A 13,534-nucleotide genomic window follows, 5' to 3' on the forward strand; every position below is an offset into this window, starting at 1 on the left:
TAGCAAAAAAGAATCTCCTTGCTATTTTGATTGGCTATCACATACCAGAAAAATGGTAGCTCGCCAAGAATCCAAAAGATCTATACAGCTCCTAAGTGATGTAATTTTTGAATTACAAAACCAGAGCAATTCTTTGCATTGGTTTTTGTCCTACGACAGATTGGCAGAGCTCTTAGAAATTCGAAAGGAAGAATGCCTAAGAAAGATTTACCAATTCAAAAGCACAAAACCACAGATGAGTCTGAATGGAGGCTTCAATGATGTGGATGGCGATGATCTCATCGATTTTCTCTCCTATGCTCTTGATCTTGACGATGTGTCTTCCTATTTTTTGCGCTCAGGTATTTTCTTCGGTGAGCGACCTCTATATGAACTTCGTGAATCATATAAATCTCTTGTCCAAAGAACGGTTGAAAATCATAAACTCGATAAAGAACTTTTATTGCTCCTAGCAACAGCAACAATCGATTTCGATGATGCAGTAGATTCTTATTTAATGGATAAGTTCGAGATTTCTTTTTTTGTAGATAGAGCCATCAGAAATTTTTTAAACAGTAGAGACATTCAATCTGAATTTGGAGCAGAAGAGTTCTTAAGGGATTATTTGATGGCTCTTCTTCCTACCAAGATTTTAAATTTTCGAGACATCACGAAAGAATTTCGAGACAGAACTTATTATGAAATTTTTGGAAGAGTCAGAGCCGAAAAGAAAAAAAAGAAAAAACTGAAAACAAAAACCAATCTTGAATTGGAAGAGCTCTTAACCTTCTTTGATCTGAGCCATGATGCCAAAGAAATTGATGTGAAGAAACGATTTAAAGAGCTCTTAAAAAAATATCACCCTGATATCAATAAAAAGGGTGAAGAGATGACAAAAAAGATCATCATTAAATACAATCGGCTGATTTTATTAATGAACAAACAGGACTGATTTTATTTTATTTTTATATCAAAATTATATTTTATTTTAATTTGATCTTTAGCTTTTAAAAACAATAGAGATGGATTCTCCAACTGGTAAGCACTAAATGTGACTTCCAACTCACCGATTGTCGAAATGATATTTTTCTCTTTGTTTTCAACCTTTGCGATAGATTCAAAGTCTTTTGTACGACCATGAATGGTTAACTTTCCCTTAATTATATAGTTTTGATCGTTGGGTAAGATGGATTCGACCTTGATATAAATTAGAGCATGTTCAGGATGACCTAAAATTTCTTGGATATGTTCATCTCTATCCTCGTCGCCTGAATCAATTTTGGTTACCGGAATGGTAATTTGAAACGGACTCTTAAGTTTGTAAGATTTCCCTTGTGGGAGAATTTCAAATTTCTCAAAGTTGATCTCTTTGCATACGCCTGTCACATCAGTTGTCGCATGTTCCACAAAAATCTTTGCTTCCTTTTTGATGACTTCGGAAGCAAATAAATCTCTGTTAGTTGCTAAGAAGCAAAAGATTACGATTATGCCTATAGTTTTCATTAGATTCACTGTATTGATCCTTTCCATGTATTCACTCCGCTTCCCATTATCGGATATTTGTCCCCCAAAAATTTGGGAGGTGTATCAAAGATAATATCGAAATAGGCCAGTTGCCTAGCAAAGAATTCTCTCCATTCATAAAAGTTTTCTTTTTTATAAGACCTTAGATTGCATTCATAGGCATGCAAAGTTATGTTTAATTCTTTTCCCAAATAGACGGCACGAGGCAAGAAAAAAGATTGGCTTACAAAAATTGCCTCTTCAACCAAAAAAACTTCCTTTGCTCGAATCAATGTATCTAGAGTTCGAAACCCAGCATGGTCGACAAAAATGTCTTCGGGGCTTACTTCATTTTTTAGCATGAAGTCAAGCATAGGTCTCAATTCATTATAGTCAGATTGTCCATTGTCCCCAGATAATAATATTTTTTTGACTTTCCGCTTTCGGTAAAGATCCAATCCGCATTGCAATCTGTCAGATAAAATGGGTGAGGGTATTTTGCCGTGGACGGCAGCACCTGGGATGATGGCAACCAAGGAATCGGGAAGTTCGTCTGGATTGGGACTATGTTTTGATTCTGAATAGATGCGGTCGATTTGGAGATCGGCAAAAAGAATTAAAATGAGACAGAATATAAGAGCTAAGAAGCCAGCTTTCGCCCAGGATTTCCACTTGACCGAGGACAATAAAGCCATTGACTGAGCTATGTAGGATTTTGCCTTATTCATGAAGAAAAAAATCGAAAACCTCAAGACTGTTTTTTCTCAGGACAATCCTCATATTAAGAAACAGATCGATCGTGTCAAAGAAAAAGGACACCAAAGAATGACAGTTATGGTGATTCCTCACGGTTATGATAGTTCTTTCAACTTCCAAATTTCTGTATTTACTATTCTCTTCTTTTTAGGACTCACACTTTCCTTGTTAGGGATCGCTGTTTTTGCTGTCTTCCGCTCGGGCAATACTCAATCTCAGCTAGACCAACTCTCCGAGATCTACGGAAACTACTTCGACACTTACCTTACACATTCTCGCCAATTGGAAGAAATGCGAGAGGAGTATTCACGACTCAATGAAAACCTCTTAGAAATGTATGCCTTGATAGATGGCCAGGATGATGAGCTATTAAAAATCGATTCAGAAGATGATTTGGAGTCATTGGCAAACGAAGCACTTCTTAGAGAAGAAAGGGAAGACAAACAACTCGACATCGGTCGAAAGTATCTATCTGAAATTTACGATTTGCGAAATCTTAAGTACAGAATGAACGCTTACCAAAGACTTATGGATGCAAATTATGACTTTCTATTCACGCGTGCATCCATTCTTTCTGCAACACCTTTATTCAATCCTTTGACATCTTATAATATGACTTCTACCTTTGGTATGAGAAAATCACCCACATCTGGTTTTTGGGAATACCATGATGGAGTGGACCTAGCGAATGCGACAGGAACTCCAATTTATGCACCAGCTCCAGGAAGGGTTATCAAAGTTGTCTATTCCACGGTTGGATATGGATATCACTTGGTCATACAACATGAGTTTGGTTATGCAACATTATACGGGCATTGCTCGAGGATTTTTGTTCGCCAAGGTCAAGAAGTGAAACAAGGGGAGGTCATTGCGGAAGTTGGAGCAACTGGAAATGTAACGGGTCCTCATTTACACTACGAAGTACTTCTAGCTGAAGAAGGTAAATTAGATCCTGAAGACTACTTGCAAGCTGGTGTGTTCTGATTGGACAAGGAAAAAGAAGCAAAGAATAGAATCAAATTTCTAGTCAAAGAAATTAAATTACATAATGAACGGTATTATAAGGACAATTCACCAACAATCACCGATTTCGAATATGATCAATTGTTGGGTGAACTCAAAAAACTAGAAAAAGAATATCCACAATTAAAACTGAAAGACTCACCGACAGACTCTGTTGGCTCTGATCTAAGCACTCAGTTTACAAAATTCAAACACCAAATTCCTGTCCTCTCCTTAGAAAATACATACAATACCGATGATTTGAGTGAATGGTTACATAAGACGGATATAGAAGCAAAATACTCGTTGGAATGGAAAATTGATGGTGCTTCCATGGTTCTTTACTATATAGATGGACGTCTTGAAACCTGTGTTACGCGTGGTACAGGTGGGATAGGTGATGTGGTCACGGAAAATGTTAAAACCATCAAAAGCATTCCCTTAACTTTAAAAAAGCCTCTGAACCTTGCTGTGAGAGGTGAAATCTATATGAATTTTTCTGATTTTGAAGAATTTAATGAGGAATATGGTGGTAAATTTGCCAACCCTCGCAATTTATCCGCAGGCTCCATCAAACATAAAGATCCCGAAGAAGTCGCAAAACGTCCGTTAAGAATTTTTGTTTATGATGCATTTTTGACAAAGGGAAGGCAAGGATTCAACACGCATGAAGATATTCTAGAACTTTTAAAGTCCAATTCATTTCCATTGGCACCAGATACTATGATTGTAAAAGGTAAAGATCTTATTTCTTCCGTAGAAACCTTTCGTAAGAAAAAAGATAAAATGCCTTTCCCTATTGATGGTCTGGTCATAAAACTAAATGACCTTTCCAAAAGAGAATCACTTGGAGAAACCTCGCATTCCCCACGATGGGCACGTGCTTTTAAATTTGAAGCACTCATGAAAGAGTCAACAATCGAAGATATTGATTTTGCTATTGGACGTACTGGAAAAATCACCCCTCGTGCAAAGATATCTCCCATTCAATTAGCAGGTACAACGGTCACATATGCGACCTTACATAACCAAGACTACATTGATACTTTAGGCGCTGGCATTGGAGCAAAAGTACTCGTCTCAAAAAGAGGAGAAATCATCCCTGCTGTCGAGAAGGTCATTTCAGAACCAAAAGCAGGTATATTCAAATTACCAAAACAATGTCCGGCCTGTAAAACAAAACTTGTGAAAGTTGATGAATCGGTAGACTACTTCTGCACAAATCGACACTGCCCAGAGAGGGAAAAGAACACCTTAGTATTCTTTTGTTCAAAAAAACAAATGAATATTGAAGGACTAGGAGAGAAACAACTCGTTCTCTTCTACGAAAAATCTTGGGTAAGGTCAATAGCCGATTTGTACTCTCTGAAGGAGAGAAGGCAAGATATGGTGCAACTAGATGGGTTTGGAGAAAAGTCTACTGAAATCATTTTATCAGGCATTGAACGCTCCAAAGAAAAAGATTTTAGATTCACACTACCTTCCTTGGGTTTGAACGAAATTGGCCATAAAGTAACAGAGATTCTTATCGAAAACGGTTATGATAGTTGGGAAAAACTCGTAAAACTTTCTAAGAAAGAAAATGCAGAGGAAGAATTGAAAGAAGTGCATGGCATCGGCCCCCGAACTATACAAGCTTTACTCTTTCACACAAAAGACAAAGAAACAAATCAGCTAATCCAACAACTCATCAAGTTTGGATTGAAATTTACCGCAGATGTACAAGAAAAAAGTGAAATCCAAAGCTTTGCTGGACAATCATGGTGTGTCACTGGAAGCTTTGAGAACTTCCAACCACGTGATAAGGCAATGGATCTGATTGTCAAACATGGTGGCAAAAAGGTAAGCTCAATCTCGTCAAAAACGACTCATCTTTTGTATGGACCAGGTGCAGGATCAAAGCTGGACAAGGCAAAAGAATTATCTGTTACCTTAGTGAATGAAGAAGAATTTCTTAGGATATTAAAAAAAGAAGGAATCCCATTCCAAACCTGAAATGGGATATAGCTTTTGTTAGATTTCTTACTGGCTATTTACAAATAGGCTCAAACTTTGAAACTACTTTTACATCAACCGTAGGCCAAAGTTTACTCACTCCGTCTTTTCCTTTGTGTAATTCGAGACATGCTTCGTTTAACTTTTGTAAACCATTTGCCAATCCAAGGGCCAATACATCAATGGTACCTGAGACTTCCAGTTGGTTGTCTATGATCTTAAAGGTAACCGGGAAATCCGCAGACTTTTTTCCAAATTGTAAGGAGAGTGTAGCGTTTCCCGAATCAGTGCCAGAGATCTTTTGAAATGATCCTTTTATGGTGCCCGATTTTTGTATAGAACCAAAGAATAAGTTTTTGATTTTCATATCACGGTCTGGGTTGTATGAATCCACTGAGTCTGCGGAGATTTCAAAGCTAAGGTCTTTGACTGCATCCAAAATGTTATTAGCTTGTTTTGTCTTTTTTACCTTGATTTGTTTGAATGTGCCCTTTACTCCTGTCTTTTCAGTAAACTTAAATGCGGTCCATTCAAGTAACGTTTTGTTCGGATCGTATTGGTATCTACACTTTTCATCAGCAAACATTGGATATGAGACAAAAAGGAAAAAAACCAGAAATAGGATGGCTGTCTTTTTCATTTAAAAAACCCCTCATTGGAAGGGAAAAACAGGAACAAAAAAAAGTCAAGTTCAGTCTAATGGGCGACCGATGAAACAAGTGAAATTCTTAAAAGTATATTTAAAAAAACTCCGACTATTATTCGGTTTTGAAGAGTCGAGAGTTGAGAGCCCAAGAGAATTAGGTGATAATTTTTGGCTCAACCTACTCAATTATTTTGCTTCCATAAACGGAAGAAAACTCAAACCAAGCATTATGTATGAGATACTGAATCGTTATCAGTATCGTTACCCAAACATTACCGAAGACAATTTTGAAGATTTTTTGATCGAGTTATCCGTTCATTTTCAAGTAAAGTTAAACTATACTCACAAATCTCTAGAACAAATCAAAAACTTTATCACGCCAAACTCTCCTTTTGTATTCATCAGAAAAAGTAGGGATGGACTTAACTTCATCGCATACTCAATTACTGGGTACCAGTCATTCAAATATAAGGTTGAGACAATTTCCATTGACCACACCGAAGAGTGGATTCCCGAGAAGGATCTCTGCCAAATTCTGGGGATCAAAAATACACGAATAGGACTTCGTTGGTTTATCAGTGAGCCTCTCTACCAATTCACAGGAAGTGTCGAAAAAACCAAATCTACTGACCGACTCAAGCACGTCCTGAATATTGTATACCAATTGATTTCTCTTGAAAGAAGAGATATCTGGATTGTAGTGATTTACGGTATAGGCATTGGTATCCTATCACTTGTGATTCCGATTGCTACCTCTTCCCTCGTTAATATCGTTTCTTTTGGAGTATTGTTACAACCTGTCATCGTTTTAACGATTCTAGTGATGTTCTTTTTGGGTTTTGCAGGAGCTATGCAAATCATCCAAACCTATGTCGTAGAAGTTTTAGAACGCAGAGTTTTTGTGAGGATTGCCTCAGAATTCGCTGTAAAATTCCCTCTCATCCAGGCGGAGGTTACGGAAAATCTCCACAAACCAGAGTTAGCGAATCGATTTTTTGATACTATGACGATCCAAAAATCAGTGAATACTCTGCTTGTGGAAGGCCTTTCCGTACTACTGACTACCATTATTGGATTTGTTCTTATCGGAATCTACCATCCTATCTTTTTACTATTTGATCTTTTTGTATTGGTCGTTGGATTTTATTACCTTATCTATCGCTTAGGCAAAAAGACCGTTTCTGCTTATACATATGTCTCTAAGGAAAAATACAGAGTAGCTGCTTGGATTGAAGAGATCGCAAGGCATTCAGCTATATTCCAATCAAAGTTTGGTCTTCAATACGGGGCAAAAAAAGCTGATACCTTAATAAAAGACTATTTATACTCTAGAGAAAAATATTTCCGGAACCTAATACTTCAGATCGCAGGTTTAGTAGGTTTGCAAGTAATTGCTAGTGCCATCGTACTGGGCTTAGGTGGTTATCTTGTAATCAATAGAGAATTGACGATTGGACAATTGGTGGCCGCAGAGCTTGTAATTGCCAAAGTTCTCAGCGATATCGCAAAATTTGGAAAACAGCTTAGTAGCTTTTACTACATGATCGCAGCCGTGGACAAAATTGACGCGGTCTTAAGCCTTCCGTTATCCTCAGGAGGACCACATCCTTTTATTCCAAAAGAAGGTCCTCTGGAAATTGAGATGTCAAACATCAAATACTCGTCGCTCAAAGCCTTCATCGATATCAATGGATTTAATCATTGTTTCAAACCACGTAGCATAACGGGAATTACTTGTGAAGACCCAAAAATATCTAGCATATTTCTTGATTTAGTCGCAGGCATTCGCGTACCAGAAAAAGGTAGCATCTTTTTTGACCAGCAAGATCTGCATGAATCCGACTACAAAATGAATTTTATGGATACAGTACTACTCAGAGGAAATGAAATCTTTGAAGGTAGTATCCACGAAAATCTTTGTCTCGGTAGAAATGATATCTCCCTTTTTGAAATTAGAGAAACCTTAGAAAAAATGAATTTTTGGTTATTTATTGAAACATTGCCCGATGGATTGCATACCAAGCTCAATACATTTGGCAATCCTTTTGATACGATCCAGAAGAGCGTTTTACAAATTGCAAGAGCCATCCTTTCAAAACCTAGACTTTTGGTCGTCGATCGGATATTAGATGGTATTCCATTGCAATATTTGGAGCCAATCTTTGAAATCTTATTGGATCCAAAACGCCCATGGACCTTGTTGATTGCCTCGAGATCGGAAGCTGTCCTTTCACGAATGGAGACACTTATGTGTATTGAAGACAATACAATCACTCCAAAACCTGTACGTAAGAGAAAATAAAAACCATGAATACTCGATACAAATCTTTCTCTTTAGAACGTTTACCTGCTTATCGACTTGTGCAGACTGCAAAACCTGCACAAACGTTAGCCTATCTCCTTTTATTTTTGTTTGTGATTACCATTTTCTTTTTGGTTGTATTACCTTGGCAACAAACCACCACAGGCTATGGCCGAGTTGTTGCCTATGCGCCTCTCGACCGCCAACAATTGATAGAGTCTCCCGTCAATGGCCGCGTGGTAAAATGGTATGTCCATGAAGGTAGTAAAATCAAAAAAGGAGATCCTATCATTGATATCTCGGATAATGACCCCGAATTTATCAATCGAATCAAACAGGAAAAAGAAGCTCTGTTACTAAGGCTTGAGGCGGCGAGAGATCGTGAGGAAAGTCTAAGGTCGCGCATCCAAGCGCTCAGGTCATCAAAATCGAATGCCTACACGGCAGCAGATTCGAGGAGAATGATGGCAATCGATAGAGTGACTGCCAGCGAACAAGCTGTAGATGCTGCAAAGGCGGCACTTAAAACAGCAACTATCAATTTGGAACGTCAAAAACAGTTATTGGAAAAGGGCCTAACCTCAAAGCGAAATCTTGAACTCGCCGAGTTGGAACATGCAACGGCTGCCACTGGACTAGACAGAGCCAAGGCAAACTTGGAGGCAGCGATCAAAGAGGAGAAGGCCATGTTTGCAGATACTGGCAGAATTGGCAATGATGTGGATGCTGCCATCAATGATGCACGTGCCTCTTTAGCAACTGCCAATGCGGAAGTGGCACGCGTACTTGAAGACCTCCCTAGATTAGAAGCTAGGCTCTCCAGGCAACAGAACCAACATATCTTCGCTCCTCGAGATGGAACTGTCATGAGAATCCTTGTCAACCCAGACACACAGCAGGTCAAAGAAGGTGACGGTGTGGCACTTCTCGTCCCTGATTCCGAGCTCAAAGCCGTGGAGCTCTATGTGAATGGAAACGATATCCCTCTTGTGAATGAAGGAAGGTCTGTCCGTCTGCAATTCCAAGGTTACCCAGTACTCCAACTCAGTGGTTGGCCCGAAGTAGCTGTAGGAACTTTTGGTGGTATTGTAAAGTTAGTAGATGTCACTGACGATGGCTCGGGAAATTTCCGCGTACTGGTTGTACCCGATGAAAGTGATCGACCTTGGCCGACGGACAATTATCTTCGTCAAGGAGTCCGGGTAAAAGGTTGGATATTCTTAAATCGTGTCAGTTTGGGATACGAATTGTGGAGAAAACTCAACGACTTTCCTCCCACATTACCTTTGCAAGGTGAAGATGCTGAGAAAGCAGATCAAAAAAAATCAAAATAATATATGAAACGCTTTCTTAAATTCTTTATCTCTACATTCTTTCTCTTACCTGCCACATACGTATTTGCGGAAGTGGAAAGTGACCAACGAAAGAAAATTACGATCATTGAAAACCATGCACCCAATATTTTTGCAGAAGATTTTATCAACCGTCAGCCAGGCGTTCTTACTTTAAGTGAACTCTTACGCTCTGTAGAAAAATCCTATCCTCTGGTTTTGGCCGCTGAAAAAATCCTAACAGAAGCAGAATATAGGTACTTAGCTGCCCAGGGAGCATTCGATTTACAATTTAAGTCCATGGGCACAACGAAACCCTTTGGTTTTTACCAAAACAACGTGGGAGATGCAATGTTTGAAAAGCCCACTCCTCTGGGTGGGACCTCCTTCTTTGCTGGATATCGAATGGGGAGGGGAAATTTCCCATCCTATGATTTAAGAAGGGCAACCAATGATTATGGTGAGATTCGGGCAGGAGCTATCGTACCACTTGTACGAAACCGAGAGATCGACAAAAATAGAGCAGATATCAAAAAAGCAGAAATTGACCAAAAGTTAGCTGAACTGTCCATCCGAAAGTTAAAGATTGAAGTTATCCGAGAGGCGACAAAGAGATATTGGAAATGGGTAGGTGCGGGGCAGGAGTATTTAGTTTATAAAGATCTTTTGGCCATTGCGAAAGTTCGGCAGAAACAAGTTGCAGATCGAATTGCGTTAGGAGACTTACCCAAGGTTGAGGCAACGGAAAACGATAGAGCGATCTTACAAAGAGAGTCCCAATTAGTGACAGCAGAGCGTGAGTTGCAAAAAGCAGCAATAGACCTTTCCTTATTTTTGCGAACACCTGATGGTACGATGATCCTTCCCAACCAAGATCGATTGCCCATAGGTTTTCCGGAACCCATTTCTCCTCGTGATCTGTCACTGGAAGAGTCACTCAAATTAGCCTTTCTATTTCGACCAGAAGTATTAGAATATGAGCATAAAAGAAATAAGGTTGCCATTGATAGAGAGTTAGGTTACAACTCGGCAAAACCTCAGGTTGATTTAGTAGTAGCGACATCACAAGACTTTGGTCCAGGATCAATTACCCGAGCCAAACCGGAGCTAGAAGCATCACTGATTCTAAATTTACCAGTACAAACACGCAGACCACGTGGTGAAATCGGTGCGGCAGAAGCAAAGATGGCGCAACTTGACCAAGAACTGCAATTTGCAAAAGATAAGATCAGCACAGAAGTACAGGATGCACTTTCTGAAGTCATCACCTCATACAAAAGAGTAGGCGTTACAAAGTCAGAAGTGGAATTAGCTAGAAAACTGGAAACCTTAGAGAGAGAACGCTTCTTTTTGGGCGATTCCAATCTTCTTTTCGTTAACATACGAGAGCAAACTTCATCAGAAGCTGCAATCAGAGAAATCAAAGCCCTTCTCGATCACCATAGTTCTTTAGCAAATTTTCAAGCGGCAACTGCAAAAGCATTGCAAGATGAAAAGTCCCCCTGAGTTTAAAATCACTTGTTTTAAAAAAAAAGAATTCCCCCCTATCCCTAGGAATCCATAATCACCACAGAAAGAGATAGATATGCACGGTGAAGAATCATTATTAAACGACATAGGTCTTAGCATTGTATTTGCGACTGTACTCAGCCACGTCGCTCGGATTTTAAAACAACCGTTGATCCTAGGTTATATCATAGGTGGGGCTTTACTAGGCCAGGAGATGGGTTTTTCACTGGTCACCAATGAGGCATCCATTGAGTTAATTTCAGAAATTGGACTCATTTTACTACTCTTTATCATCGGGCTCGAAATCAACCTTTCTGAATTGGCTAAGATGGGAAAGGCGATGTTTCTTTTGGGTTCTCTTCAGTTCACGCTTTCTGTTGCCTTCATATTGAGTGTTTTCCCTTACTTAGGTCTGCCCATTGGTAAGGAGAAATTTGATCTCCTTTATATTGCCGTCGCCCTCTCTTTAAGTTCCACTCTAATCGTTGTTAAACTCCTTCAGGACAAGGTAGAAATCAATACACTATCGGGAAAACTTACAGTTGGTGTTCTCGTATTCCAAGATATTTGGGCTATCCTTTTTATGGGTGTGCAGCCAAATCTAAACAATCCTGAAATACTCAAAATTTTGGCTTCCATTGCTAAAATCTTTGCGATTCTCGTACTTAGTTTTACACTCAGCAAATATCTTTTAGCAAGAGTTTATAAGGCCTGTGCCAATAGCCCCGAGTTGATTCTCTTAACCTCAATTATGTGGTGTTTTGTGACATGCGGGGTCGCTGGACAGGTAGGACTTTCCAAAGAAATGGGTGCATTGGTTGCAGGAATGAGCATCGCCGCATTTCCCTATGGAGCTGATGTCATTTCAAAGTTGATTGGGATTCGAGATTTTTTTGTCACTCTTTTCTTTGTCGCACTGGGTTTGAAAGTACCTCTTCCAAGTTTGGAAGTGATCGTCATTTCTTTTGCAATTATCTTTTTGATGTTCTTTGTTCGGTTGATCACAATTGCTCCAGTTGTCATCAGCTTGAAGAAGGGAGTCAGAAATGGAATTTTAACTTCTTTAAACCTAGCCCAAATCTCCGAATTCTCATTAGTGATTATGGCATTGGGTGCAGGATTTGACCATATAACAGGCCAGCTAAAGGCCGTTATTTTAACTGCGACTATTATCGCGTCTGTGCTTTCTACTTATATCATTATGTTCAATCACCCAATCGCGGCCGTTTTTGCGCGCATTTTGGGTAAATTTGGAATTTCTGACCAAAGCCAAGAAGAGAAATCGGCAGATGGTGCACATGGACATGCTTCTGGTCATGGAGATGGAGAAGTAAGAGATATCATCATTTTGGGTTATTTCCGAATTGCGAGAGCGATCGTACATTATATTCTAGATCTCACACCTTCTTTAGCAAAGAGAATTATCATCGCAGATTACAATCCTGCGTTTAAAGACGAACTCACGGAACAAGGATTCAGATGGGCATACGCAGACTTAGCACACCCGGATTCTTTGACTCATATTGGACTCCATGATGCTTCTCTTGTGATCTGCACAATCTCGGATAGTTTTTTAAAAGGTACAAATAATGCTCGTTTGTTGGCGACTTTGAACAAACTTGCTCCAAATGCAAAAGTGATTTTAACTTCTGACGAGCCAGAAGATGCCAAAAAATTGGTGAGCACAGGTGCGCACAAAGTAATAGTTCCAGGAGTGATAACTGGTGAGTTTTTGTATGACTATCTTACAAATAGTCTGCGAAAAGTTTAAGAAATCAGTCCTTTCTTTTTAAACTCTGCGATTACGATTTCCAAATCCTGTGGTGTGTCTACACCCAGGTTGGCTTTTTTTGTTAAGTAAACTCCAATTTGTTTACCTGCTTGTAACGCACGAAGTTGCTCAAGTGATTCTGATTCTTCCCAATCAGAAATTGGCAAGTTGTGATACGAAAGCAGAAATTCTCTTTGGTAGCAATAGATGCCCAGGTGACGGTAATAGATTGCTTTTTTTTTGAATGAGGCCGGAATCGGGGAGCGAGAAAAGTAGTTTGCCTTTCCGTTTGCATCAAAGACAACCTTTACTCGATTCGGATCTTCAGGGTTCTCAAGTTCGCTAAATGGAACAGCAGCAGTTGTCATTTCCCAATCTTGATGGCGCTTTTTTAATTCAACCACTCCATCAATTAAGTTTGCCTCTATTCCAGGTTCATCCCCCTGGATATTTACTATGATACCAAAGTCTGGACATTTCTCTGAGACTTCAATTAAGCGATCAGTGCCTGTTGGATGCTTTTCATCCGTGAGAATAGCCTCACCACCGAACGATATCACCTCATCGTAGATTTTTTGGTGGTCTGTTGCTACCAAAACTCTGTCGACAAGGTTGGATTTTTTTGTATGAATGTAGGTCCATTCGATCATAGTTCGGTTTCCAATCTTTGCCAAGGGCTTTGCTGGAAACCGAGTACTTGCGTATCGTGCAGGTATGACACCAAGAACTTTCTCAGACAT

At 39.4% G+C, this 13,534-nt stretch carries 11 protein-coding genes; 7 read left to right on the forward strand and 4 right to left on the reverse strand.

Annotated elements, in window-relative coordinates:
• The first annotated feature begins 52 nt into the window (after positions 1 to 52).
• Positions 53 to 931 carry a molecular chaperone DnaJ gene (locus DI060_RS13560; RefSeq protein ID WP_108978129.1) on the forward strand — a complete coding sequence of 293 codons (879 nt, stop codon included), beginning with the start codon at positions 53 to 55 and terminating at the stop codon, positions 929 to 931.
• 2 nt (positions 932 to 933) lie between these two features.
• Here DI060_RS13560 and DI060_RS13565 read toward each other — a convergent pair whose 3' ends face one another.
• Both DI060_RS13565 and DI060_RS13570 read right to left on the reverse strand, forming a co-directional pair.
• On the reverse strand, positions 934 to 1,509 hold the full coding sequence (locus DI060_RS13565; protein ID WP_244594409.1) for a YceI family protein: 576 nt from the start codon (positions 1,507 to 1,509) through the stop codon (positions 934 to 936).
• Positions 1,488 to 2,210 (reverse strand): SanA/YdcF family protein, encoded by a 723-nt coding sequence (locus tag DI060_RS13570; RefSeq protein WP_108977507.1) that lies wholly within the window; start codon positions 2,208 to 2,210, stop codon positions 1,488 to 1,490. The genes DI060_RS13565 and DI060_RS13570 overlap by 22 nt, the downstream gene beginning before the upstream one ends.
• On the opposite strand from DI060_RS13570, the gene DI060_RS13575 reads away from it, so the two are divergent.
• Both DI060_RS13575 and ligA read left to right on the forward strand, forming a co-directional pair.
• Complete coding sequence (locus DI060_RS13575) at positions 2,209 to 3,222, forward strand: M23 family metallopeptidase (RefSeq protein WP_108977508.1); 1,014 nt, start codon at positions 2,209 to 2,211, stop codon at positions 3,220 to 3,222. The genes DI060_RS13570 and DI060_RS13575 overlap by 2 nt on opposite strands.
• Positions 3,223 to 5,235 carry an NAD-dependent DNA ligase LigA gene (gene ligA / locus DI060_RS13580; RefSeq protein ID WP_108977509.1) on the forward strand — a complete coding sequence of 671 codons (2,013 nt, stop codon included), beginning with the start codon at positions 3,223 to 3,225 and terminating at the stop codon, positions 5,233 to 5,235.
• Between the two features lie 34 nt (positions 5,236 to 5,269).
• Here the strand turns inward: ligA and DI060_RS13585 are convergent, their stop codons facing one another.
• Positions 5,270 to 5,875: a YceI family protein gene (locus DI060_RS13585; protein WP_108977510.1), complete on the reverse strand. Its 606-nt coding sequence runs from the start codon at positions 5,873 to 5,875 to the stop codon at positions 5,270 to 5,272.
• A gap of 70 nt (positions 5,876 to 5,945) precedes the next feature.
• Between DI060_RS13585 and DI060_RS13590 the strand changes: the two genes are divergently transcribed.
• The 4 genes from DI060_RS13590 to DI060_RS13605 all read left to right on the forward strand — a co-directional run bounded on the left by DI060_RS13590 (position 5,946) and on the right by DI060_RS13605 (position 12,794).
• Positions 5,946 to 8,183 (forward strand): ATP-binding cassette domain-containing protein, encoded by a 2,238-nt coding sequence (locus DI060_RS13590; RefSeq protein ID WP_108977511.1) that lies wholly within the window; start codon positions 5,946 to 5,948, stop codon positions 8,181 to 8,183.
• 5 nt (positions 8,184 to 8,188) lie between these two features.
• The gene (locus tag DI060_RS13595; RefSeq protein WP_108977512.1) at positions 8,189 to 9,517 is read left to right on the forward strand and encodes an HlyD family secretion protein; all 1,329 of its coding nucleotides are present in this window, start codon (positions 8,189 to 8,191) and stop codon (positions 9,515 to 9,517) included.
• Between the two features lie 3 nt (positions 9,518 to 9,520).
• Positions 9,521 to 11,020 (forward strand): TolC family protein, encoded by a 1,500-nt coding sequence (locus DI060_RS13600; RefSeq protein WP_108977513.1) that lies wholly within the window; start codon positions 9,521 to 9,523, stop codon positions 11,018 to 11,020.
• Positions 11,021 to 11,099: 79 nt separating this feature from the next.
• A complete protein-coding gene (locus DI060_RS13605) occupies positions 11,100 to 12,794 on the forward strand; it encodes a cation:proton antiporter (RefSeq protein ID WP_108977514.1) in 1,695 nt (564 codons plus the stop codon).
• Here the strand turns inward: DI060_RS13605 and kdsB are convergent.
• On the reverse strand, positions 12,791 to 13,534 hold the full coding sequence (gene kdsB / locus DI060_RS13610; protein WP_108977515.1) for a 3-deoxy-manno-octulosonate cytidylyltransferase: 744 nt from the start codon (positions 13,532 to 13,534) through the stop codon (positions 12,791 to 12,793). The two genes, DI060_RS13605 and kdsB, sit on opposite strands and share 4 nt — an antisense overlap.

It is taken from the genome of Leptospira ryugenii, from assembly GCF_003114855.1.
Lineage (GTDB): Bacteria > Spirochaetota > Leptospiria > Leptospirales > Leptospiraceae > Leptospira_A > Leptospira_A ryugenii.

What these genes read in the sequence shown, in the direction of transcription:
- DI060_RS13560 (WP_108978129.1), top strand. Translation starts at nt 53, where the DNA reads ATGGTAGCTCGCCAAGAATCCAAAAGATCTATACAGCTCCTAAGTGAT.
- kdsB (WP_108977515.1), bottom strand. Translation starts at nt 13,534, where the DNA reads ATGTCTGAGAAAGTTCTTGGTGTCATACCTGCACGATACGCAAGTACT.
- DI060_RS13590 (WP_108977511.1), top strand. Translation starts at nt 5,946, where the DNA reads ATGAAACAAGTGAAATTCTTAAAAGTATATTTAAAAAAACTCCGACTA.
- DI060_RS13570 (WP_108977507.1), bottom strand. Translation starts at nt 2,210, where the DNA reads ATGAATAAGGCAAAATCCTACATAGCTCAGTCAATGGCTTTATTGTCC.
- DI060_RS13595 (WP_108977512.1), top strand. Translation starts at nt 8,189, where the DNA reads ATGAATACTCGATACAAATCTTTCTCTTTAGAACGTTTACCTGCTTAT.
- DI060_RS13565 (WP_244594409.1), bottom strand. Translation starts at nt 1,509, where the DNA reads ATGGAAAGGATCAATACAGTGAATCTAATGAAAACTATAGGCATAATC.
- DI060_RS13600 (WP_108977513.1), top strand. Translation starts at nt 9,521, where the DNA reads ATGAAACGCTTTCTTAAATTCTTTATCTCTACATTCTTTCTCTTACCT.
- DI060_RS13605 (WP_108977514.1), top strand. Translation starts at nt 11,100, where the DNA reads ATGCACGGTGAAGAATCATTATTAAACGACATAGGTCTTAGCATTGTA.
- DI060_RS13575 (WP_108977508.1), top strand. Translation starts at nt 2,209, where the DNA reads ATGAAGAAAAAAATCGAAAACCTCAAGACTGTTTTTTCTCAGGACAAT.
- DI060_RS13585 (WP_108977510.1), bottom strand. Translation starts at nt 5,875, where the DNA reads ATGAAAAAGACAGCCATCCTATTTCTGGTTTTTTTCCTTTTTGTCTCA.